The 20,691-nt window shown below is 70.2% G+C and carries 16 protein-coding genes and 4 tRNA genes; 8 read left to right on the top strand and 12 right to left on the bottom strand.

The features are described from left to right. Positions 1-198: 198 nt before the first annotated feature. The 4 genes from ACZ5DS_RS26925 (at position 199) to purM (ending at position 4,308) form a co-directional block, all read left to right on the top strand. A complete protein-coding gene (locus ACZ5DS_RS26925) occupies positions 199-996 on the top strand; it encodes a maleylpyruvate isomerase family mycothiol-dependent enzyme (RefSeq protein ID WP_468243213.1) in 798 nt (265 codons plus the stop codon). Positions 997-1,052: 56 nt separating this feature from the next. Continuing rightward, positions 1,053-1,475 (top strand): META domain-containing protein, encoded by a 423-nt coding sequence (locus tag ACZ5DS_RS26920; RefSeq protein WP_468243210.1) that lies wholly within the window; start codon positions 1,053-1,055, stop codon positions 1,473-1,475. Positions 1,476-1,676: 201 nt separating this feature from the next. Next, positions 1,677-3,206 (top strand): amidophosphoribosyltransferase, encoded by a 1,530-nt coding sequence (gene purF / locus ACZ5DS_RS26915; protein ID WP_468243208.1) that lies wholly within the window; start codon positions 1,677-1,679, stop codon positions 3,204-3,206. Positions 3,207-3,240: 34 nt separating this feature from the next. Next, positions 3,241-4,308 (top strand): phosphoribosylformylglycinamidine cyclo-ligase, encoded by a 1,068-nt coding sequence (gene purM / locus ACZ5DS_RS26910; RefSeq protein WP_468243206.1) that lies wholly within the window; start codon positions 3,241-3,243, stop codon positions 4,306-4,308. 66 nt (positions 4,309-4,374) lie between these two features. On the opposite strand, the gene ACZ5DS_RS26905 is transcribed toward purM, so the two are convergent. Both ACZ5DS_RS26905 and ACZ5DS_RS26900 read right to left on the bottom strand, forming a co-directional pair. Next, positions 4,375-4,626, bottom strand: coding sequence for a DUF3073 domain-containing protein (locus ACZ5DS_RS26905; protein ID WP_067000810.1), 252 nt, complete (start codon positions 4,624-4,626; stop codon positions 4,375-4,377). 328 nt (positions 4,627-4,954) lie between these two features. Then, on the bottom strand, positions 4,955-6,049 hold the full coding sequence (locus ACZ5DS_RS26900; protein ID WP_468243203.1) for a Leu/Phe/Val dehydrogenase: 1,095 nt from the start codon (positions 6,047-6,049) through the stop codon (positions 4,955-4,957). Between the two features lie 199 nt (positions 6,050-6,248). Here ACZ5DS_RS26900 and ACZ5DS_RS26895 point away from each other — a divergent pair, with 199 nt between their 5' ends. Beyond that, the gene (locus tag ACZ5DS_RS26895) at positions 6,249-7,091 is read left to right on the top strand and encodes a DUF8083 family protein (protein WP_468243201.1); all 843 of its coding nucleotides are present in this window, start codon (positions 6,249-6,251) and stop codon (positions 7,089-7,091) included. Positions 7,092-7,610: 519 nt separating this feature from the next. After that, complete coding sequence (bldC, locus tag ACZ5DS_RS26890) at positions 7,611-7,817, top strand: developmental transcriptional regulator BldC (RefSeq protein WP_003949541.1); 207 nt, start codon at positions 7,611-7,613, stop codon at positions 7,815-7,817. 460 nt (positions 7,818-8,277) lie between these two features. Here bldC and ACZ5DS_RS26885 read toward each other — a convergent pair whose 3' ends face one another. The 8 genes from ACZ5DS_RS26885 to ACZ5DS_RS26850 form a co-directional block, all read right to left on the bottom strand. Continuing rightward, complete coding sequence (locus ACZ5DS_RS26885; protein ID WP_468243199.1) at positions 8,278-8,472, bottom strand: DUF6274 family protein; 195 nt, start codon at positions 8,470-8,472, stop codon at positions 8,278-8,280. A gap of 278 nt (positions 8,473-8,750) precedes the next feature. Then, positions 8,751-8,825, bottom strand: a tRNA-Asp gene (locus ACZ5DS_RS26880). A gap of 95 nt (positions 8,826-8,920) precedes the next feature. Continuing rightward, positions 8,921-12,874, bottom strand: a complete 3,954-nt coding sequence (gene hrpA, locus ACZ5DS_RS26875; protein ID WP_468243196.1) for an ATP-dependent RNA helicase HrpA — start codon at positions 12,872-12,874, stop codon at positions 8,921-8,923. Between the two features lie 58 nt (positions 12,875-12,932). Further along, positions 12,933-13,244 (bottom strand): hypothetical protein, encoded by a 312-nt coding sequence (locus ACZ5DS_RS26870; protein WP_468243194.1) that lies wholly within the window; start codon positions 13,242-13,244, stop codon positions 12,933-12,935. A 127-nt stretch (positions 13,245-13,371) separates the two neighbouring features. After that, positions 13,372-13,445, bottom strand: a tRNA-Phe gene (locus ACZ5DS_RS26865). A gap of 24 nt (positions 13,446-13,469) precedes the next feature. Next, a tRNA-Asp gene (locus ACZ5DS_RS26860) sits at positions 13,470-13,544 on the bottom strand. Positions 13,545-13,581: 37 nt separating this feature from the next. Next, positions 13,582-13,654: transfer RNA gene (locus ACZ5DS_RS26855), tRNA-Glu, on the bottom strand. A gap of 81 nt (positions 13,655-13,735) precedes the next feature. Continuing rightward, entirely contained in the window at positions 13,736-15,259 is a 1,524-nt protein-coding gene (locus tag ACZ5DS_RS26850; protein WP_468243192.1) for a metallophosphoesterase family protein, read from the bottom strand. A gap of 83 nt (positions 15,260-15,342) precedes the next feature. Between ACZ5DS_RS26850 and ACZ5DS_RS26845 the strand changes: the two genes are divergently transcribed. Next, entirely contained in the window at positions 15,343-15,693 is a 351-nt protein-coding gene (locus ACZ5DS_RS26845) for a metallopeptidase family protein (protein ID WP_468243189.1), read from the top strand. Between the two features lie 271 nt (positions 15,694-15,964). Here ACZ5DS_RS26845 and ACZ5DS_RS26840 read toward each other — a convergent pair whose 3' ends face one another. Then, positions 15,965-16,243, bottom strand: a complete 279-nt coding sequence (locus ACZ5DS_RS26840) for a hypothetical protein (RefSeq protein WP_468243187.1) — start codon at positions 16,241-16,243, stop codon at positions 15,965-15,967. A gap of 265 nt (positions 16,244-16,508) precedes the next feature. On the opposite strand from ACZ5DS_RS26840, the gene ACZ5DS_RS26835 reads away from it, so the two are divergent. Continuing rightward, complete coding sequence (locus ACZ5DS_RS26835; RefSeq protein WP_468243185.1) at positions 16,509-18,677, top strand: DEAD/DEAH box helicase; 2,169 nt, start codon at positions 16,509-16,511, stop codon at positions 18,675-18,677. A gap of 84 nt (positions 18,678-18,761) precedes the next feature. Here the strand turns inward: ACZ5DS_RS26835 and ACZ5DS_RS26830 are convergent, their stop codons facing one another. Beyond that, positions 18,762-20,687, bottom strand: a complete 1,926-nt coding sequence (locus tag ACZ5DS_RS26830; protein WP_468243182.1) for a helix-turn-helix domain-containing protein — start codon at positions 20,685-20,687, stop codon at positions 18,762-18,764. Positions 20,688-20,691: the final 4 nt, after the last annotated feature.

The following is a 20,691-nucleotide window of genomic DNA, read 5'->3' as shown; positions in this document are numbered from 1 at the left end:
GCGTCCCGCATCAACACCCGGATCGCCCGCCGCTCCGCCGTCGAGATGGACTTCAGCGGTCACAAAGGCGTACAGGTTCCCGTCGGCGGCTGCCCCAAGGACCAGGTGCCGCCGACGCCGCCGAACGGGCCGGGAAGGCCTTTGACTTGGTGGAAATGGGCCTGAAGGGCTACGCCGTGAAGGCATAGGCTCACCATCATGCCCCCGGCCAGGAAACGTGCCCGCAGTTACGACCCCGCCAGAACCCGTACCGCAGTCTTCGCCCAGCTCGGCGCCGTGCGGGAGGCCCTCCAAGGCCTCACCCCCGAGCAGCTCGCCCTGCCCACCCGGCTCGGCGACTGGACCGTACGGGAGCTGGTCGCGCACATCGGCATGGCCGTCACGGCCGTTCACCGGGCCGTGGATCTGCCGGCCCCGCCGAAGCAGGACATCCAGGTGGTCGAGTGGCCCTTCGCCACCGCCGCCAACTCCGCCGCGATCGACGACTTCACCCGGAACCTCGCCGCCGAGCGGCCCGACCTCGGCGCCTACCTCGCCGACGTCGAGGAGAGCCTGCACACCCTGCTCGACGCCCACCCCGGCGGCCGGCTCCTGCAGACCAGCGCGGGCGCGCTGCCCCTGGACGACTACCTCGTCACCCGCACCGTCGAACTCGTCGTCCACACCGACGACCTCAACGCCGCCGTCCCCGGCCTCGACGTGCCGTACGACCGCCAGGCCCTGGCCGCCGCCACCCGGCTGCTTGCCGACGCCCTGGCGGTGAAGGCACCCGGCGGCTCCACCGAGGTGCGCGTGCCGCCGTACGCCGTCGTGCAGTGCGTCGAGGGGCCCCGGCACACCCGCGGCACCCCGCCCAACGTCGTGGAGACCGACCCGCTGACCTGGATCCGCCTCGCCACCGGCCGGACGGCCTGGACGGACGCCCTGGAGGAGGCCAAGGTCAGCGCAAGCGGGGAGCGCGCGGACATCGGCGAGCTGCTGCCGCTCATGTCCTGACGGAACCGGCGGTCCGGCCCGGCCGTCGAATCCGTATGAACCGGCACAAGCAGCACATGATCCAGACAGCGGCGGCCGTGCTCGTCCCGCTCTCGGTGGCCTGTGGCAGTGCCCAGGGCGCACCGGCCGGGCACCCCGTGACCGGGGTCGACTGGCGGGTCGACAGCCTCACCGCCGAGGGCACCACGCGGCACGCGCCCGCCTCCGCCCGCATCCGCATCGGCACGGACGGCCTGGCCGTCGGCAACCTCGGCTGCAACGGGTTCAGCGCCCGGGCGACCGTGCGCGGCGACCGGATCACCATCGGGAACCTCCGGGCCACCAAGATGGCCTGCGACCAGGTGCGGATGGACTTCGAGCGCGCCTTCGCCCGTACCCTCACCACCGGCACGCTCACCGCCCGGGTCGACGACGGGAAGCTGACGCTCACCGACGGCGACGGCGACCTCGTCCACCTCAGCCGCGGCGCACCCGAATGATGTGCGACACCTCACTCATGGATACGGAGAGCGGGGCCGCCGACCCTGTCCAAAGGGCCGCCGACGGCCGCTCGGCCCGGGCCGACGCCCTGCTGACCAGCGCAAACGGAGAAACCGCCAAGGTGATCGGCAAGCCCCGATCCGTTGAGGCCGGGTATCCCCAATTCGGACCAGTGGTCGACCTCGCCTACACTCGGTGGCGTGCCACGTGGTGACGGTCGACTCAATCACGATCTGCTTCCCGGCGAGAAGGGCCCCCAGGACGCTTGCGGCGTCTTCGGCGTCTGGGCTCCGGGTGAAGAGGTCGCAAAGCTCACGTACTTCGGGCTCTACGCCCTCCAGCACCGGGGTCAGGAATCCGCGGGAATCGCGGTCAGCAACGGCTCCCAGATCCTCGTCTTCAAGGACATGGGCCTGGTGTCCCAGGTCTTCGACGAGACCTCTCTCGGTTCGCTCCAGGGTCATATCGCGGTCGGACACGCCCGCTACTCGACCACCGGCGCCTCCGTGTGGGAGAACGCCCAGCCGACGTTCCGCGCCACCGCGCACGGCTCGATCGCGCTCGGCCACAACGGCAACCTGGTCAACACGGCGCAGCTCGCCGAGATGGTCGCCGACCTGCCGAAGGACACCAACGGCCGCTCGACCCGGGTCGCGGCCACCAACGACACCGACCTGCTGACGGCCCTGCTGGCCGCCCAGGTCGACGAGGACGGCAAGCCGCTGACCATCGAGGAGGGCGCCCACGCGGTCCTCCCGCAGGTCAAGGGCGCCTTCAGCCTCGTCTTCATGGACGAGCACACCCTCTACGCCGCCCGTGACCCGCAGGGCATCCGCCCGCTGGTCCTCGGCCGCCTCGAGCGCGGCTGGGTGGTCGCCTCCGAGACCGCCGCCCTGGACATCTGCGGCGCCAGCTTCGTGCGGGAGATCGAGCCGGGCGAGTTCGTCGCCATCGACGAGAACGGCCTGCGCACCTCCCGATTCGCGGAAGCGAAGCCCAAGGGCTGTGTCTTCGAGTACGTGTACCTGGCCCGCCCGGACACCGACATCGCCGGCCGGAACGTGTACCTCTCCCGGGTGGAGATGGGCCGCCGCCTGGCGAAGGAAGCCCCCGCCGAGGCCGACCTCGTCATAGCGACCCCGGAATCCGGCACCCCGGCCGCCATCGGCTACGCGGAGGCGTCCGGCATCCCCTTCGGCGCGGGTCTGGTGAAGAACGCGTACGTCGGCCGTACGTTCATCCAGCCCTCGCAGACCATCCGCCAGCTCGGCATCCGCCTGAAGCTGAACCCGCTGAAGGAAGTCATCAAGGGCAAGCGCCTGGTCGTCGTGGACGACTCGATCGTGCGCGGCAACACCCAGCGGGCCCTGGTCCGCATGCTGCGCGAGGCGGGCGCGGCCGAGGTCCACATCCGGATCTCCTCGCCGCCCGTGAAGTGGCCCTGCTTCTTCGGCATCGACTTCGCCACCCGCGCCGAGCTCATCGCCAACGGCATGACCATCGAGGAGATCGGCACCTCGCTGGGCGCGGACTCCCTGGCGTACATCTCCATCGACGGCATGATCGAGGCGACCACGATCGCCAAGCCGAACCTGTGCCGCGCCTGCTTCGACGGCGAGTACCCGATGGAGCTGCCGGACCCGGAGCTGCTCGGCAAGCAGCTGCTGGAGACCGAGCTGGCCGCCGGGCCCGCCGCCACGGCCGCCACCGACGCGATCCGTCGCCCGTAACACCCTGCAGTACGACACGAAAGCTCTCACAGTCATGTCTGAGACAACTGGTGCCAGCTACGCAGCAGCGGGCGTCGACATCGAGGCGGGCGACCGCGCGGTCGAGCTGATGAAGGAGTGGGTGAAGAAGACGCAGCGCCCCGAGGTCCTCGGCGGCCTCGGCGGCTTCGCCGGCCTCTTCGACGCCTCCGCCCTCAAGCGCTACGAGCGTCCCCTCCTCGCCTCCGCCACGGACGGCGTCGGCACCAAGGTCGACATCGCGCGCCGGCTGGGCGTCTACGACACCATCGGCCACGACCTGGTCGCCATGGTCATGGACGACATCGTGGTGTGCGGTGCCGAGCCGCTGTTCATGACCGACTACATCTGCGTCGGCAAGGTCCACCCCGAGCGGGTCGCCGCGATCGTCAAGGGCATCGCGGAAGGCTGTGTGCTGGCCGGCTGCGCCCTGGTGGGCGGCGAGACGGCCGAACACCCGGGTCTGCTGGGCGAGGACGACTTCGACGTCGCCGGCGCCGGTACGGGCGTCGTGGAGGCCGACCGGCTGCTGGGCGCGGATCGTATCCGTACGGGTGACGCGGTGATCGCCATGGCGTCCTCCGGGCTTCACTCGAACGGGTACTCCCTGGTCCGCCACGTCCTGCTGAACACGGCGGGCCTGGCCCTGGAGACGGAGATCCCGGAGCTGGGCCGCACCCTCGGCGAGGAGCTGCTGGAGCCCACGAAGATCTACTCGCTGGACTGCCTGGCGCTGACCCGCACCACCGAGGTGCACGCCTTCAGCCACATCACCGGCGGCGGACTCGCGGCCAACCTGGCCCGGGTCATCCCGGACGCGCTGCACGCCACCGTCGACCGCTCCACCTGGACCCCGGGCGCGATCTTCGACCTGGTCGGGAAGACCGGGAACGTCGAGCGCCTGGAGCTGGAGAAGACCCTGAACATGGGCGTCGGCATGATGGCGATCGTGCCGCAGGAGTCCGTCGAGGTGGCCCTGACCACGCTGGCCGACCGCGGGGTCGAGGCGTGGGTCGCGGGCGAGATCACCGACCGGGGCGACCAGGAGACCGGCGCCGAGCTGGTCGGGGACTACGCCGTCTGAACCTGCAGGTAGCACAGAAGCCGGTCGGTGGCTGTGCCACCGACCGGGCAGGTGCTCCATGCAAGGTCAAGCGCCGCGACGGTGCTGTGAGGGACCTTCGTCCTCGTCCTCGTCGTCGTCCTCATAGAGGTCGGCGTAGCGCGAGTACAGGTCGTCCTCGTCATGCTCATCGTCCTCGAACGGCTCGCCGTTCGGCGGCTGGCTCGAAGTCGATGCGCCCAGTTCACTGGCCAGACGTGACAGGTCAGTCCCACCGCTGTTGTACTTCAGCTGGCGGGCGACCTTTGTCTGCTTGGCCTTGGCCCGGCCGCGCCCCATGGCTCGACCCCCTCGGTGACGGGGCTTGACGGCCCCAGAGTCTGACACGCGTTCATGATCCGGAACGGACCCTCCGCAGAGGGGCCGGTCCGTAGGGCTTCCACGGTACCTGAGCCCGCGCCCATACGGTACGTCGCCCGCAGCACGCGCGTGTGCCCAGGACCCTCGAGGCGCCCCGTCCTCGCTGGTCAGTGGCGATTTTAACCACTTATCGGGGTACGACCCGCCGGTGGAAGTGAGAGTTCTCTCTAAGTTCCCGCCGGCGGGTACCGCTCATCTGTGCGACCGGACACCCGATCGCGGCTCCTTCACGGCCTGTGGCGCGCCTCTAGCGTGCCGCGCGGGCCTCGGCCATACGCTGCTCGGCGATCCGGTCGGCCGCCGCGGCCGGCGGAATCCCGTCCTCCTTCGCGCGTGCGAAGATGGCCAGCGTGGTGTCGAAGATCTTCGCCGCCTTCGCCTTGCACCGCTCGAAGTCGAACCCGTGCAGCTCGTCGGCGACCTGGATCACCCCGCCCGCGTTCACCACGTAGTCCGGCGCGTAGAGGATCCCGCGGTCGGCGAGGTCCTTCTCCACGCCCGGGTGGGCGAGCTGGTTGTTGGCGGCGCCGCAGACCACCTGCGCGGTGAGCACCGGCACGGTGTCGTCGTTCAGGGCACCACCCAGGGCGCAGGGGGCGTAGATGTCGAGCCCCTCGACCCGGATCAGGGCATCGGTGTCGGCGACCACCTGCACGGCCGGGTGCCGGTCGGAGATCCGCCCGACAGCATCCCGTCGTACGTCCGTGATCACGACCTGCGCGCCCTCGGCCAGCAGGTGCTCCACCAGATGGTGGCCGACCTTGCCGACGCCCGCGATGCCGACCTTGCGGCCGCGCAGCGAGGGGTCGCCCCACAGGTGCTGGGCGGAGGCGCGCATGCCCTGGTAGACGCCGAAGGCGGTGAGGACGGAGGAGTCGCCGGCCCCGCCGTTCTCGGGCGAGCGGCCGGTGGTCCAGCGGCACTCGCGGGCCACCACGTCCATGTCGGCGACGTACGTGCCGACGTCGCAGGCGGTGACGTAGCGCCCGCCGAGCGAGGCGACCATGCGCCCGTAGGCGAGCAGCAGTTCCTCGGTCTTGTCGCGCTCCGGGTCGCCGATGATCACGGCTTTGCCGCCGCCGTGGTGCAGACCGGCCATGGCGTTCTTGTACGACATCCCGCGCGCGAGGTTGAGGGCGTCGGCGACGGCCTCCGCCTCGGTCGCGTAGGGGTAGAAGCGCGTGCCGCCGAGGGCCGGGCCCAGGGCGGTGGAGTGGATGGCGATCACGGCCTTGAGGCCGCTGGCGCGGTCCTGGCAGAGCACGACCTGCTCATGGCCCCCCTGGTCCGAGTGGAACAGGGTGTGCAGGACATCAGCGGGTGCGCCGGTTACGTCGGTCACTGTGGTGACTCCTGAGTAAGTAGCGGCAGGTGGGGCGTAGCCCCCGTGCGGGTGGCGGGGTGCTGGCATGAGCGTAGAGCCTGTGCCTTCCAGCCATCCGCGCAGTGTTCAGGATCACTCTCCCGCGCCGCTCGTGCACGCATGACCGTGGGACGATTTGCAAGGGTTTCGAGCCGGGTCCGATGGGGAGGGAGCAGGCGTGCCCAAGGTGTCCTCCGTGGTCGTCCCCTATGCGGCGTACCTGCGCGTGTACGAGCCGCTGGCCGCCTTCCCGGAGCCCGAGCGCACCCACTGGGCGCGCTACGCCCGCCGCCCCGACCGCCCCTCCTACCAGGACGAACTGCGCCGCTCCCTCATCGACTTGCTGCCCACCCCGCCGATCCCGGTGCCGGTGCACGAGAGCAGCGACGCCTTCGTGCTGGACGTCGACGGAGTCGTCTGCGTCTGCCCCTGGCGGACCCGGCTGCGCGGCTGGCAGGCCCTGGACTCGCTCGCCGAGGAGCTGCCACCGCCGGTGCTGGACGCGGTGCTGCCGCCGGTGGTGCGCCGCCAGGCCGCCCAGGACTACGAGCGCTGGCTCGCCCGCAACCCGGACGCCCGCCCCTGGATCCGCACGGCGACCTGGCAGGTCCCGCTGAACTGGTTCGTGCTGGTCTCCGACAGCGAGCGCCGGTACGAGAAGGCGTCCGGCGAGCTGCCGCCGATGCTGCGCTACCGCACCCCGATGGTCCAGGCCCGGCGCCGGGTGGCGCGGGCGCTGCGCACGCTGAAGGACGCCATCGAGGAGGGGCCGCTGATCGACGGCCTGGTGGACGTCGGCCGCTGGCTGGAGGAGTTCCACCCGCGCTCGGTCGTGGAGCTGGACTACGGCGGCCTGGTGCACGCGCTGTCGGCCGGCGAACTGGAGGACGACCACTCGGCGCAGGACGTGGCCGACGGCATCGAGGCGCTGCGCCGGGGTGACGGGATGGCCGCAGGGGAGGCCTACGGGCGCCTGGTGGAGCGGTGGCGGGCGGTACGGGACCGGCGTTCCGCGAACTGAGTGACGTACGTCACGGTCAAATCGGCACCGAACGACGTACGTTCTACCTGCCTAGACCACCTGACGGGACGTTGGTCCCGATCCGGGCTTTTGTCTCAAGGGTGACGGACGGCACTTACGCGGCTCTTGCGTCCGTTGCCGACCCTCGTGCCAAAATAGGACAAGGAGCCCGGGGAAGGCTCCGTCCGTCCAACTATGCTCCATTGCGGGCGGAATCTCTGCATTGCACGCTTTGGGGGGTCTGGTGACTCCTGATCGCCACTGTGACTGATCGTCACAGCGGCGTGACTGTCCGCTATGGCATGGTCCATCGGCTTCCGTCGCTGATGAACACCTGGGAGGGCAATTCCATCGGTTTGGCCGACGTGGCTGGACAGATGGTGTAGTTGTAGTGCCGAGGACAAGCCGTTCGTCCTATAACCGACTCGGCCCGCGTCCGCCATTTCGGGCAACGTGGGTCAAGGTGCAGAATTTAGAGGAAAGAACCGAGAAGGTTCGGTTCTCCCGAGGAGGCCGCTCATGACCGCTCGCACCCCTGATGCCGAGCCGCTGCTGACCCCGGCTGAGGTCGCCACGATGTTCCGCGTGGACCCGAAGACGGTCACGCGGTGGGCGAAGGCCGGCAAGCTCACTTCGATCCGTACGCTCGGCGGGCACCGCCGCTACCGCGAGGCCGAGGTCCGCGCTCTGCTCGCGGGCATCCCGCAGCAGCGCAGCGAGGCCTGAACAACTGAATAACCGGGCAAACCGGCTGGTCCCCCAACCCGCCGAGGCGTCCGAAACCCCTAGCTCCAAGCGACGCGGGACCTGCCCCAACAGGGCCCACGCCCAAGCCGAAGAGAACGTTGTAGGCAGCGACACAGGGTGCGTCGTCGATCGCGCTGGACTCCGCCGGGTCCAGCGCGATCTTTTTGTGCGCCGACGGGGGTGGGCCCGGGCGCCTGTGAGCAGGCTTGTCGGAGTCTGGGGAGGGGTGTCGGAACGGCTGTGCACCATCCCTGAGCTGGGTGCAATTGCACATATTAAATTGACCAGTTGTAGGAGGGGGGTAAGTTCCGCCGTTTCAGAAACTCATCCGGTGACTCCCGTCACATGCCGGAGTCCTTGTTGCCTCTGGCTCGCGTGCGGTAGTGGAAGCACGCGTTCCAGCGTCCCACGTCCAGGCGGGTGTTGGGCCGGGCCTTGGTCACGCGCTGCGAGGACTTTCGTCCTCCAGGGCGGCTTCGTCGCTCGCGTCCTGGGAGCAGGGGTCGGCGGCCATGGCCAGCCGCAGCAGGTGATGACAGATCGGGCAGTGGCGGGTGAGGTGCCGATAGGACGAGGAGGCCGCCAGGTGCGCCCTCAGCAGCGCCCGCGTCTCGTGCCTGGCCGATGCCGCCATACGCCACCTCCAGGGGCCGCACAGGGGGACGGGCCCTGGTTTCTGGGTACCGGCGGAAAGTGACGCCGTCAAGCCCGCGAGCGGCCGCTCCGGCCATCACCGGGAACAGCGGAAGGGCCCCCTCGCGGGGGCCCTTCTGTTCTGCGGTCCTGACGGGATTTGCTGTATTCGATTGCGGCTCCGCCGCGGGCGCGGCCTCCACCTGGACAGGGTGGCCGGGCCGGTCGCGGCGGCAAGCGAAAGGCCCCCATCCGGTTCGGATGAGGGCCTTCCTTCTGCGGTCCTGACGGGATTTGAACCCGCGGCCTCCACCTTGACAGGGTGGCGAGCACTCCAAACTGCTCCACAGGACCAGGTTTCGCGGCGCTTGATGGTGCGTTGCGCTGCGAGAAGAGACTGTACAGGAGGGTGAGCCATCTGGTCGAACTCACCCTCTGTGCAGGAGCGATTACGGAACGGCCGCGTCGATCGCCTTCACGATCCGCTTGTCGGAGACGGGGTACGCCGTACCCAGCGCGTGGGCGAAGTAGCTGACTCTCAGCTCCTCGATCATCCAGCGGATGTCGAACACCTGCTGCGGCACCGGCCGGCCCTGCGGGAGCTGTTCCAGGAGCCAGGCGTACTCGTCCTGCATCTCGTGGACCTTCTCCATGCGGGTGGTGTCCCGCTGGACACCCGTCGGCATCTGCTGCAGGCGCCGGTCCGCGGCCACCAGGTAGCGCATCAGGTCGGGCAGCCGCCGTATGCCCGCCCACGTCACGAAACCGGGCTTCACAAGGGCGTCCAGCTGCTTACGGACGTCCGCCAGGTTCGCCAGCAGGGCGGGGCTCTTCACGGCCTTCAGACGGCGCTCACAGGCCTGCCAGGCGGCAAGGACCTGCTGCACCTGGGCGACCGTACGGACCGTCGTGTCCACGATCTCCGCGCGCACCTTGTCGTACAGCTTCCGGTACGACTCCTCGTCCCACACCGGCCCGCCGAAGTCGGCGATCAGCTTGTCGGCCGCGGCCATCGCGCAGTCGTCGAACAGAGCCTGGACGGAGCCGTGCGGGTTGGCGGACAGCGCCAGCTTCTGGGCGTTGGTCAGGCGATCGCTCGCAAATTTGGCCGGGTTCACCGGGATGTTGCGCAGGATGAGCCGCCGGGTGCCCTTCCACATGGCTTCCGCCTGCTCGGCCTCCGTGTCGAACAGGCGGACCGAGACCGTGTCGCCGTCGTCCACCAGCGCCGGGTACGCCTTCACCGGCTGCCCTGCCCGGCGGGTCTCGAAGACCCGGGTGAGCGCGCCGATCGTCCAGTCTGTGAGGCCCGTACGCTCCAGGGACTCGCCGCCCTGCCGGGAGGCGGTCGCGGCCGCGGCCTGGGAGAGGGCCTTGCGGGCCTTGGGCTTCAGCCGGAGCTTGAGCGCCTCCAGGTCCTTGTCCTCGGCCAGCTTCCGGCGCCGCTCGTCGACGATACGGAAGGTGATCTTCAAATGGTCGGGGACCTTCGCCCAGTCGAAGTCCTCCGCCTCGAAGGGCACGCCGACCATCCGCTTGAGCTCCCGGGCCATCGTGATGGTCAGGGGCTCCTGCAAGGGCACCGCCTTCTCCAGGAACGCCCTCGCGTAGTTCGGCGCCGGCACATAGTTGCGGCGGATCGGCTTGGGGAGGGAACGGATCAGCTCCGTCACCACCTCCTCGCGCAAGCCCGGGATCTGCCAGTCGAAGCCCTCGTCGGTGACCTGGTTGAGAACCTGGAGCGGGATGTGGACGGTCACCCCGTCGGCGTCCGCGCCGGGCTCGAACTGGTAGGTGACGCGGAACTTCAACGGCCCCTGCCGCCAACTGTCCGGATAGTCGGCCTTGGTGACCGCCTCCGCCGACTCCCGGATGAGCATCTCGCGCTCGAAGTCCAGGAAGTCGGGCTGCTCGGTCCGCTTCCGCTTCCACCAGGAGTCGAAGTGGGCGCCGGAGACGACGTGCTCGGGCACCCGCTGGTCGTAGAAGTCGAACAGCGTCTCGTCGTCCACGACGATGTCCCGGCGCCGCGCCCGGTTCTCCAGCTCCTCGACCTCGCTGAGCAGCTTGCGGTTGTCGGCGAAGAACTTGTGGTGCGTGCGCCAGTCGCCCTCGACCAGCGCGTTGCGGATGAACAGCTCGCGGCTGACCTCGGGGTCGATCCGGCCGTAGTTCACCTTGCGCTGGGCCACGATCGGGACGCCGTACAGCGTGACCTTCTCGTACGCCATCACGGCCGCCTGGTCCTTCTCCCAGTGCGGTTCGCTGTACGTCCGCTTCAGGAGGTGCTCGGCCAGCGGCTCGACCCACTCGGGCTCGATCTTCGCGTTGACCCGCGCCCACAGCCGGGAGGTCTCGACGAGTTCGGCCGACATCAGGAAACGCGGCTGCTTCCGGAACAGCGCCGAACCCGGGAAGATCGCGAACTTGGCGCTGCGGGCGCCCAGGTACTCGTTCTTGTTGCCGTCCTTCACATCCTTCATCCCGATGTGGGACAGAAGGCCGGCGAGGAGGGAGACATGGATCCGGTCGGTGGCGGCGTCCTCCTCGTTCAGGTGGATGCCCATCTGCTTGGCCACCGTGCGCAGCTGGGTGTAGATGTCCTGCCATTCGCGAATGCGCAGGAAATTCAGGAACTCCTGCTTGCACATCCGCCGGAACGAGCTGGACCCCCGCTCCTTCTGCTGCTCGCGGATGTACCGCCACAGGTTCAGGTAGGCCAGGAAGTCGCTGGTCTCGTCCTTGAAGCGGGCGTGCTGCTGGTCCGCCTGGGCCTGCTTGTCGGCCGGCCGCTCACGCGGGTCCTGGATGGACAGCGCGGCCGCGATGACCATGACCTCGCGGACACAACCGTTCCTGTCGGCCTCCAGGACCATCCGCGCCAGGCGCGGGTCGACGGGCAGCTGGGCCAGCTTGCGGCCGGTGTCGGTGAGGCGCTTGCGCGGGTCCTTCTGAGCCGGATCCAGCGCGTGCAGCTCCTGCAGCAACTGCACACCGTCGCGGATGTTGCGATGGTCCGGCGGGTCGATGAAGGGAAACTTCTCGATGTCGCCGAGACCGGCCGCGGTCATCTGCAGGATCACGGAAGCGAGGTTCGTCCGGAGGATCTCGGCATCCGTGAACTCCGGGCGGGCGTCGAAGTCGTCCTCGCTGTACAGCCGGATACAGATGCCGTCGCTGGTACGGCCGCAGCGGCCCTTGCGCTGGTTGGCGCTGGCCTGGGAGATCGCCTCGATGGGCAGCCGCTGGACCTTGGTGCGGTGACTGTAGCGGCTGATCCGGGCGAAGCCGGGGTCGATGACGTACTTGATCCCGGGGACGGTCAGCGACGTCTCGGCCACGTTGGTCGCCAGAACGATCCTGCGCCCGGTGTGCGGCTGGAAGACGCGATGCTGCTCGGCGTGCGAGAGCCGGGCGTACAGCGGCAGGATCTCGGTGAAGCGGTACTGCTTCCTCGTCAGCGCGTCCGCCGTGTCCCGGATCTCCCGCTCACCGGAGAGGAAGACGAGAATGTCGCCCTTCCCCTCGCCCATCAGCTCCTCGACGGCATCGGTGATCGCGGTGATCTGGTCCCGGTCGGCGTCCGCAGCGTCCTCGGCGTACTCCTCCAGAAGCGGCCGGTACCGCACCTCCACCGGATACGTCCGCCCGCTGACCTCGATGATCGGCGCGTCCCCGAAATGCCGCGAGAAACGCTCGGGATCGATGGTCGCAGAAGTGATCACGACCTTCAGATCGGGCCGCTTCGGCAGCAGCTGGGCCAGATAGCCGAGCAGGAAGTCGATGTTGAGAGACCGCTCGTGAGCCTCGTCGATGATGATCGTGTCGTAGGCGCGCAGCTCACGGTCGGTCTGGATCTCGGCGAGCAGGATGCCGTCCGTCATCAACTTGATGAAGGTGGCGTCCGGATTCACCTGGTCGGTGAACCGGACCTTCCAGCCGACGGCCTCCCCGAGAGGGGTGCGCAGCTCCTCCGCCACCCGCTCCGCGACGGTACGGGCGGCGATACGGCGGGGCTGGGTGTGCCCGATCATGCCCCGGACGCCGCGCCCCAGCTCCAGACAGATCTTCGGGATCTGCGTCGTCTTCCCGGACCCGGTCTCACCGGCGACGATGACAACCTGATGATCGCGGATGGCCTCGGCGATCACGTCCTTCTTCTGGCTGACGGGCAGCTGCTCCGGGTACCCGATGGCGGGCAGCCGGGTGCGCCGCTCCTCCATCCGCGCCTCGGCCTTGCCGACCTCGGCCTCGATCTCGGCGAGGACGGCGGCGCGGGCCTCCGGATTACGGATCTTGCGCGCGCCCTCGAGCCGCCGGCCGAGGCGGTGCGCGTCGCGCAGCGACAGCTCGGTCAGACGGGGGGCGAGGGTGCCGAGGGCGGGGACTGGATGCGTAGACATACGCGGTCCAGGATCTCACCTCGGGGAAATCACTGGCGAACGATTTGTGCAGCGGCGCTCAGGGCGTGCGCTGAGCGGGTGGCGCCGCCTCGGTACGCGGCCGACCCGGCCCCTCTCCGAGGGCGATCGACTTCGCAGTGTTGGAGACGGCCTTGATGCCCAGGTAGGCGGTGGTCATGCTGCTCACCGCAGTGAACGCGGCGGTCAGCACACCGACGATCACGGCCTTGTCCCCGTCGAGCCGCCACACCCCGAAGATCGCGACCCCGGCGATGGCGAGATTGCTGATGACGACCGCAAGCAGCCCGTACCGCGCCCGATCCTTCTCCAACTCGGTATCCCGAATCGCTCTGGCCTCGTCCCGGCTCATCGTCCCCGCCCCCCGGCATGCACGCTTCGATCAGCCAGAACGTAGCGCCGCCCGGCCGCCGTGCCAAGCGGTTCACCGGTTCACCCACGACAAAGGCCCCGTTCCACTGAACGGGGCCTTCGGGTTGTGGCTGGGGCCGGGGTCGAACCGGCGACCTATCGCTTTTCAGGCGATCGCTCGTACCAACTGAGCTACCCAGCCACGAGGTTTCCGGGGAAACCTCAGCGGTCCTGACGGGATTTGAACCCGCGGCCTCCACCTTGACAGGGTGGCGAGCACTCCAAACTGCTCCACAGGACCAAGCTGTGCGTGCAACAGTGTCGCACACGGTATTGCGTGCCCCCAACGGGATTCGAACCCGTGCTACCGCCTTGAAAGGGCGGCGTCCTAGGCCGCTAGACGATGAGGGCTATCGGCCCGCCTGGGCGCTTCTCAGCGCGTCGGGGACGTGAGAAGCATATGGGATGGCGGGGAGTATCGCCAAAACGGTTTTACGACCTTGATGGCGAGGGTGCGGCGGGGGACGGTGCCGCACCCGGCTGGTTCTCCTCGGGCAGGTGGCGGCTGACCTCCGCCGTCGTCAGGCCCAGGCCGCCCAGTCTGATCTCGTCCCAGGCCTGCAGGCGGCGGCCGGCGCGGTCGAAGTAGAGGATCGAGGCCTCGATCGGGTCGGGGTACTTGCCCTCCACGGCGCGCAGGCCGCTGCCGCCCGTCGAGCCCTCGATGCGCAGCCGGGTGCCGTACCTCATGACCTCCGTCACCTCGTGGTGGAGGTGGCCCGCCAGGACCAGGGGTACCTCGCCGTCCGTCTCGCGGGCCGCGGAGGGTTCGTGCGCGATCGCCACGTCGACCGGTGTGCCGGCCGCCCGCTGGTCGCGCAGGGCCGCGGCGAGGCGGTCGCCCGCCAGTTTCTCGGCCGCGTCCCCGCCCGGTGTCACCGAGCGGTCGGGGGTGAACTGGGGGTCGCCGATGCCCGCGAAGCGCAGGCCGGCGATCGTCTGTGCCCGGCCGTCGTCCAGGACGTGCACGTTCCGGATGTGCTGCAGGTAGCGCTGGGTGGCCGGGGAGTCGTGGTTGCCGCGGACCCAGACGTACGGCACGCCCAGGTCCCCGATCGGGTCCAGGAAGCCGTTCTCCGCCGCCGTGCCGTGATCCATCGTGTCGCCGGAGTCGACGATCACGTTCACCTTGTACTGCTCCACCAGTGAGGCGATGATCTTCCAGCTCGCCGGGTTGAGGTGGATGTCGGAGACGTGCAGGACCCGGAGGGTGGTGGGGTCCGGCTGGTAGGCGGGGAGGGTGGAGGTGACGTCGTACAGCTTGGTCACGTTCGTCACCAGGCGCGCCAACTCCTTCTGGTAGACGTCGAATTCGGTGACGATGCTGCGTGCGTTGCCGACTACGGACGGCGCCGAGGACAGCAGGCCGGAGAACTTCGGCTCCAGGACCGACTTGGGGTTCCAGGTGGCGTACGCCGTCGCGCCCGAGGCGGCGAGCAGGGCGAGGGCGAGGCCGCCGGCCGTGAGGGCTCGGCGCGGGCGGCGGTAGACGGCGAGGCCGAGGGCCGTGGCGCCGGAGACCACGGCGACCGAGGAGCGCACGGCCAGGTCGAGCGTGCCGTGCTCGACGTCCCGGGCCACTTCGGTCTGGAGGCCGGAGAGTCGCTCGGGGTGGTCGACGAGGGCCTGGGAGCGGAGTGGGTCGAGCTGGTCGACGTTCACGTCCAGGCGGACGGGGGCGACGTGGCTGTCCAGGGTCAGTGCGCCCAGCGGGGAGACGTTGATCTTCGTGCCGCCGGTGAGGGAGGGGCGCAGTGCCATGGTCGTGTTCATCGGGCCGACCGGGGTTCGTACGTTCCCGACGATCAGCAGGCCCAGCCAGGCGCCGGCGAGGACCACCGCGGTGAGTCCGAGGGCGCTGAGCCAGGGGCGGGGGCGGGCCGCCAGTTCGGGGGTGGGGAGGGCGGCGGGCTTGCGGGTGCGGCGGGCTGCGACGGGTACGCGGACGCGGGCCATTGGGGCCGTATGCCCGCGCTGGGGCGCGGATATGCGACGGTTCGCCGCTCTCGTACGGCCCTGCCGTACCGGACAATGTCCGTGTGCTGGAGATGACGCGCGAGGAGTTCGAGGAACTGGTCGCCGAGGCGCTCGACCGGATCCCGCCGGAGCTGACGCGGCTGATGGACAACGTCGCGGTGTTCGTCGAGGACGAACCGGCCGCGGACGATCCCGAGCTGCTGGGACTGTACGAGGGGACGCCGCTGACCGAGCGGGGCGAGTGGTACGCGGGGGTGCTGCCGGACCGGATCACGATCTACCGGGGGCCGACGCTGAGGATGTGCGAGAGCCGCGAGGATGTCGTCGCCGAGGCCGAGGTGACCGTGGTGCATGAGATCGCGCATCACTTCGGCATCGACGACGCCCGGCTGCATGCGCTCGGGTACGGGTGAATCTCCGGGGTAACCGTTCGAACGGGGCGCGTGTCCTCTTGCGGGCGGCGGGAGTTGGGGAGGTTGACTCCTTCCTGCCTCCGGAGGTGGCCGCCGTGCGCCCCTTGTACGTACCCGTCCGTCTGGTCGTCACGGTGCTGGCCGTCTCGGCTGCCGCCGGCTGTGTGAGTGTGGGTGACGACGCCGGGCGGGCCAGGCCCTCGCATTCGGCGGGGCAGCGGGGTGGTGAGGCGCCCGACGGGGGTCCGGTGGCGGGCGGGGGAGGCCTCGGCTACGGCGGCCGGTCCGGGGACGGCAAGCACGAGCACGGCGGGAAGGCGAAGCGGGGGGAGTCGGCCTCGGCCTCGGCCACGCCGTCCGCGACGGGCAGTGTGTCGGCGGCACCGCCGAAGCCGGGTCGGACCGTGGTTCCGACTCCTACGCGGACTGTCGAGCCGACGCCCACACAGACGCCCGAGCCGCAGCCGACGCCGACCGAAGAGCCGACGCCCGCCTCGCCACCGCCGCCGTCCGCCGAGCCGTCCTCGTCGGCCCACGAGGAGACGAGCACCCAGTTGGCTCAGCGTGAGCCGGCTCCTGCGGCGGGGGCGCCCGCGTAGGGACGTGAGCAGCGTCTCCTGGGTTCGGTTTGCCTTGGGGGGTGTTGGGTGCGTATGGTGGTAGATCGTTTGATCCCATTTGCCCGGCGCCACCGCAGAGCGCGCCGTGTGGCGCGTACTCTCCCTTGCCGTGGCGGACCGCATTGAGGCGGTCGTGAGCGATTCACGGAGTTGACGGGCGCGTGCCGACGAGACTCCGGAAGGTTTCGCATTCGCATGTCCGTGTCCAGTACTGATCCCATCGTCGTGTCCGAGAACACCCAGGACGACGACCTGGTGACCGAGGTCATCGAGACCGCTGACACCCAGTCCCCCCAGACCACCTTCGCCGACCTCGGCCTCCCCGAGGGCATCGTGCGCAAGCTCGCGCAGAACGGCGTCACCACCCCCTTCCCGATCCAGGCCGCGACCATCCCGGACGCCCTGGCCGGCAAGGACATCCTCGGCCGTGGCCGCACCGGTTCCGGCAAGACCCTCTCCTTCGGTCTGCCGACCCTGGCCACGCTGGCCGGCGGCCGCACCCAGAAGCACAAGCCCCGCGCCGTCATCCTCACCCCGACCCGCGAGCTGGCCATGCAGGTCGCCGACGCCCTCCAGCCGTACGGCGACGTCCTCGGCCTGAAGATGAAGGTCGTCTGCGGCGGTACGTCGATGGGCAACCAGATCTACGCGCTGGAGCGTGGGGTGGACATTCTGGTCGCCACGCCCGGCCGTCTGCGCGACATCATCAACCGTGGTGCCTGTTCCCTCGAGGATGTGCAGATCGCCGTTCTGGACGAGGCCGACCAGATGTCCGACCTGGGCTTCCTGCCCGAGGTCACCGAGCTGCTCGACCAGGTTCCGGCGGGCGGCCAGCGGATGCTGTTCTCCGCGACCATGGAGAACGAGATCCAGACCCTCGTCGACCGCTACCTGAACGAGCCCGTCTCGCACGAGGTCGACGCGGCCCAGGGCGCGGTGACGACCATGTCGCACCACATCCTCATCGTGAAGCCCAAGGACAAGGCGCCGGTCACCGCCGCGATCGCCTCCCGCAAGGGCCGCACGATCATCTTCGTCCGCACCCAGCTGGGCGCCGACCGCGTCGCCGAGCAGCTGCGCGAGGCCGGTGCCAAGGCCGACGCGCTGCACGGCGGCATGACCCAGGGCGCCCGCACCCGGACGCTGGCCGACTTCAAGGACGGGTACGTGAATGTGCTGGTCGCGACCGATGTCGCGGCCCGGGGTATTCACGTCGACGGCATCGACCTCGTCCTGAACGTGGACCCGGCCGGCGACCACAAGGACTATCTGCACCGCGCGGGCCGTACGGCGCGTGCCGGTCGTACGGGCACGGTGGTGTCCCTGTCCCTGCCGCACCAGCGGCGCCAGATCTTCCGCCTGATGGAGGACGCCGGTGTCGACGCCGCGCGCCACATCATCCAGGGCGGTGCCGCCTTCGATCCGGAGGTCGCCGAGATCACCGGCGCCCGTTCCATGACCGAGGTCCAGGCCGAGTCCGCGGGCAACTCCGCCCAGCAGGCCGAGCGTGAGGTCGCCCAGCTCACCAAGCAGCTGGAGCGGGCGCAGCGCCGCGCGGCCGAGCTGCGCGAGGAGGCCGACCGGCTGGTCGCGCGGGTCGCCCGCGAGCGCGGCGAGGACCCTGAGACGGCGGTGGCCGAGGCCCAGGCGGCCGCGGCGGAGGCCGTGGTCGAGGCGTCCGTGGCCGAGGAGCCGGCCGAGCGCGAGGAGCGTCCGGCGGCTTCGGCGCCGTACGAGCGCAAGGAGCGGCGCAGCTTCGACCGGGACCGTGGTGAGCGCGGCGAGCGGGGCTTCGAGCGCCGTGAGGACCGTGGTGACCGTGGTGACCGTGGTGGGCGTTCCTTCGAGCGCCGGGACGAGCGTCGTCCCTTCGACCGTGACCGTGGTTTCGAGCGTCGTGACGACCGTGGCGGCCGTGGTTTCGAGCGCCGGGACGAGCGTCGGCCGTTCGACCGGGACCGTGACCGTGACCGTGGTTTCGAGCGTCGTGACGACCGCGGTGGCCGTGGGTTCGAGCGCCGTGAGGACCGGGGTGACCGCGGCGAGCGTGGCTTCGAGCGCCGTGAGGACCGGGGTGACCGTGGTGGGCGTTCCTTCGAGCGTCGCGACGAGCGTCGTCCCTTCGACCGCGACCGTGGCGGCCGTTCCTTCGAGCGTCGTGACGACCGCGGTGGCTTCCGCCGCGACGAGCGCGGTGGGCACCGGGGCAGCGACCGGCCGTTCAACCGCGAGCGCCGCGACGACCGCCCGGGTTTCCGGTCCGCCGGTCACGACCGCCCCTTCGGCCGTCGTGACGACCACCGCGGCACCGGCGGCTCCTTCGGCCGCCGTGAGGACAAGCCGCGCTGGAAGCGCAACGGCTGACACACGATGAGGGACCGGCCCGAGGGCCGGTGACCGAACAAGGCTGTGGGCCCCGGATCATCCGGGGCCCACAGCCTTTTCGTTTCAGCAGGGGGACAGGGGCGAGCGGACCGTGTGCCGGGTGCGCTGGAGCCGCAGGGCGAGCTGCACCTCCAGCGCGCGCATGGGCTCCTGCCAGCTGGGCCCGAGGAGATCGTTGATCCGTTCCAGGCGCCGGGAGACGGTGTTGGGGTGCACATGGAGGGCCTCGGCGGCCCGGCGGGGGCTGCCGCCGGAGGCGAAGTAGGCCTCCAGGGTGTGGATCAGATCGGTGCAGTGCCGGTCGTCGTAGGCGATCACCGGGCCGATCGTGGTCTGCACGAAGGCCGTGATGTCGGGGCTGTCCGCGAGCAGCAGACCGAGGAAGCCCAGTTCCTGTGCCGAGGCGCTGCCGCCCTCGGTGCCGAGCGCGGTGAGCGCCTCCAGACACCGTCTGGCCTCCCGGTACGTGCCGTGGACCGAGCCGGGGCGGGCGACCGGCCCGGCGGAGCCGACCGTGACCCGGCGGCCGGTCACCGAGGACAGCTCGGCCGTGACCGCCCGGCCGGCGGCCCCCGAGTCCGTGCCCGGGACCAGCAGCACCAGGCAGTCGTCCACGATGGTCTGCAGTCCGGCCATGCGATGGGCGTACGACGAGGCCCAGACCAGGGCGCGGCCGCTCGCCCCGCCGTCCGGCCGGGCGATCAGCACCACGTGCGGGTCGTCCAGGGCGACGCCGAGGCGCCGGGCGTGCACCGCGAGCTGTTCGGGCGCGCGGGGCGAGTCGCCGATCAGGTCCTGGAGCAGGCGGCTGCGGCCCCCGTCGGCGGAGGTCTCGGCGCCGGCCTGGATGCGCAGCAGGACGGCGGTGGACTGGGCCGTGGCCCGTAGCAGCCGGAGCTGGTAGTCGATGGCCGGGCTGTCCGTGGCCAGGATCAGCGTGCCGAGCACCTCGCGGCCCGCGGTGGCCGGGCACAGCCACAGGCCGTCGGCGGAGGGGATGGGGGCGAGTTCGGTGTGGGCGTCCAGGGTCCGTTTGAACAGCTCCGCCTCGTCGAAGTCCGGGAAGCCGTCCGTGACCGCGACGGTCCGGCCGGTGGCGTCGCGCACCATCAGGGCGCCGCCCAGTTCGGCCGCGGCGCGGGCGGCCACCTCGCCGAGCCCGCACCCGCTCAGCACCATGTCGATCAGCCGGGTGTGGACGCCGCCGACCATGCGCTCGGCGGTGGAGGAGTCCAGTGCCCGGGACACGTCGAGTTCCAGTTCGCTGATCTCGGTCCGGGTCTGGGCGAGCAGCCGGGCCTTCTGGATGGCCAGGGAGGCGAGGTCGCCCAGGGAGGACATCAGGGTGATCTCGTCGGGCGTGAGGTGGCGCACCGAGCGGTCGGCGCCGTAGAGCGCGCCGAAGGTGCGGCTGCCTTCCTTCAGGGGCACCGCCATCAGACCGTGCAGGCCTTCCGCGGTGACCACCTCGTCGGTGACCGCGGAGTGCGGAAAGCGGTCGTCGGTGAGGTAGTCGGCGGTCCAGAAGGGGGCGGAGCGTTCGGCCGCCGCGTTGCCGACGCCGCCCTGGGCCGGGACCACGAACCCCGGGGTCAGCGTGGAGGCGTGGCCGTCGGATATGCGGACGTGGGAGCGGCCGTCGACGGGGTCCCTGAGGGTGATCCACGACATGTCGAAGGTGAGGAGCAGCCGGGCCCGGCGGGTGATCACCTGCAGCAGTGTGTCCACGTCGTAGGGGAGGGTCAGTTCCCGTGCGGTGTCCACGAGGGCCGCGAGGGCGGACTCGCGCTGCTGGCGGCGGGCGAACAGGCCGTGGATGTCCAGGGCCAGGGTGCGTGCGTGGTCGAGGAGGGCCAGGGACTCGGGCGGCACCGGTGCGCCGGACCGGGTGTCCGGGGGAGGTTCGAAGCGGTCGGGCGGGGCTTCGGTGGCGAGCAGTTCGAGAAGTCTGAGCAGTTCGTCCTGTACGAAGTCGTCCGTGTGCCGCATCGAC

The organism is Streptomyces sp. NPDC031100 (assembly GCF_055570785.1).
The sequence above is the reverse complement of the archived record's forward strand: the minus strand, read 5'-3'. Positions and strand labels throughout refer to the sequence as shown.

Coding starts and splice junctions, on each gene's coding strand:
- ACZ5DS_RS26885 (WP_468243199.1), bottom strand. CDS start 8,472: ATGGCGGCATCGGCCAGGCACGAGACGCGGGCGCTGCTGAGGGCGCAC.
- ACZ5DS_RS26925 (WP_468243213.1), top strand. CDS start 199: ATGCCCCCGGCCAGGAAACGTGCCCGCAGTTACGACCCCGCCAGAACC.
- bldC (WP_003949541.1), top strand. CDS start 7,611: ATGACCGCTCGCACCCCTGATGCCGAGCCGCTGCTGACCCCGGCTGAG.
- ACZ5DS_RS26920 (WP_468243210.1), top strand. CDS start 1,053: ATGATCCAGACAGCGGCGGCCGTGCTCGTCCCGCTCTCGGTGGCCTGT.
- ACZ5DS_RS26830 (WP_468243182.1), bottom strand. CDS start 20,687: ATGCGGCACACGGACGACTTCGTACAGGACGAACTGCTCAGACTTCTC.
- ACZ5DS_RS26835 (WP_468243185.1), top strand. CDS start 16,509: ATGTCCGTGTCCAGTACTGATCCCATCGTCGTGTCCGAGAACACCCAG.
- hrpA (WP_468243196.1), bottom strand. CDS start 12,874: ATGTCTACGCATCCAGTCCCCGCCCTCGGCACCCTCGCCCCCCGTCTG.
- ACZ5DS_RS26905 (WP_067000810.1), bottom strand. CDS start 4,626: ATGGGGCGCGGCCGGGCCAAGGCCAAGCAGACAAAGGTCGCCCGCCAG.
- ACZ5DS_RS26870 (WP_468243194.1), bottom strand. CDS start 13,244: ATGAGCCGGGACGAGGCCAGAGCGATTCGGGATACCGAGTTGGAGAAG.
- ACZ5DS_RS26850 (WP_468243192.1), bottom strand. CDS start 15,259: ATGGCCCGCGTCCGCGTACCCGTCGCAGCCCGCCGCACCCGCAAGCCC.
- purM (WP_468243206.1), top strand. CDS start 3,241: ATGTCTGAGACAACTGGTGCCAGCTACGCAGCAGCGGGCGTCGACATC.